1 protein-coding gene is annotated in these 437 nt (G+C 41.4%); it reads left to right on the plus strand.

All coding sequences use genetic code 11. The features are described 5' to 3' along the window. A partial coding sequence (locus ACTHUR_RS21360) for a Fic/DOC family protein (RefSeq protein WP_440400812.1) occupies positions 1-354 on the plus strand: 354 nt, incomplete at its 5' end. Between the last annotated feature and the right edge of the window lie 83 nt (positions 355-437).

Genomic DNA, 437 nt, shown 5'->3' on the forward strand with positions numbered 1-437 from the left:
GGTAATACCCGATTTGCCAATTTTGCTTTTATCGAAAACGAAAGCCGTACACTTTTGGAGAAGCTGCAAAGCGAAAACTATTTGCGGGGGTTGGATAAAGATAAATTCGCCGAGCGTGTGGCCTATTATTTGGGCGAGTTGAACGTCCTACATCCTTTTCGTGAAGGAAACGGCAGAACATTGCGCCTGTTTATGACGCAATTGGCAATAAAAAACGGTTTGCAGATACATTGGCAAAATATCTCTGCAGAACAAATGATTCAAGCCTGTATTCAGGCATACCATGTCGATAGCAGCTTATTGGCACGCCTAATTTTAGAAAATTTAGAACAATCGTCTTTTTCAGACGACTAAAACATCAACAAACCACGATATTTTAAGCAAGCGTAGGTTGGGGTTGGAAACCCAACGAGTCTATTAAAGCGCCTGAAATGTTG

Source organism: Neisseria sp. P0021.S007, from assembly GCF_051956855.1.